Source organism: Halolamina salina (assembly GCF_042678005.1).
GTDB classification, from domain to species: domain Archaea; phylum Halobacteriota; class Halobacteria; order Halobacteriales; family Haloferacaceae; genus Halolamina; species Halolamina salina.
This window is the reverse complement of sequence record NZ_JBHUDH010000154.1, coordinates 1-684: the sequence shown is the minus strand read 5'-3', so window position 1 is coordinate 684 and position 684 is coordinate 1. Positions and strand designations below refer to the sequence as shown.

The window sequence follows — 684 nt, the reverse complement described above, 5'->3', positions numbered from 1 at the left end:
CCGACGTGGATCCGGAGCTGGTCGACGATCTTCGCGAGGCCCGCCGCGAACGAGCGATGGCCAAGGCGGACGAGGGGCTATGAGGACTTCTGCTAGCGACTACCATAAAGTCGCACAACAAACGATATCGAACGACGAAGACTACGACAGCCCCGTCGTGGAGTTTACGATTAGAGTCTTCTCTCTTGCCGACGACTTCTCAGAACTTGAGGGGAAAATTGCCGAGCACAGCCTACGGAACAGGGGACTCTGCCCAGGAGGATTAGAGAACCTCGAGAATCGGTTTGAAACCCTCTCGGTCCGTTTTTCAGATATTCAGCGCGTAATTAGCGACCCTGATACATACTTGGACGGATATCTAGAGTCCGAGCTCGGAGAAAGCGACGCGACGAGGTTACGAACCACAATCCATGGGGACGGTGATTTGGACAGAATCTTTTCTCAGATACGAGACGCGCAGAGCCGAATCTCTAGTGAAATCGCCGCAAAGCGGAGCCACTTGATGACCACAAGAGGCTTGTTTATCTCGCTGCTCTCTACCGGAGTTGCGTTGCTCGCGTTAGGAACAACAGTTGCGTCGAACACCATCTGGGCCTAGGCCGCAACACTTCCGCGGACCTACTCGCCGAAAACACTACCTTTGCTTAGTGCGTTGGTCTAAGTAAATGCCCAACGCCATCAAGT

General features: G+C 53.8%; 1 protein-coding gene. It reads left to right on the top strand.

Going from position 1 to position 684, the window contains the following annotated elements; translation table 11 throughout:
- The first annotated feature begins 79 nt into the window (after positions 1 to 79).
- The gene (locus ACFR9S_RS12915) at positions 80 to 598 is read left to right on the top strand and encodes a hypothetical protein (protein WP_143076996.1); all 519 of its coding nucleotides are present in this window, start codon (positions 80 to 82) and stop codon (positions 596 to 598) included.
- Positions 599 to 684: the final 86 nt, after the last annotated feature.

Coding starts and splice junctions, on each gene's coding strand:
- ACFR9S_RS12915 (WP_143076996.1), top strand. CDS start 80: ATGAGGACTTCTGCTAGCGACTACCATAAAGTCGCACAACAAACGATA.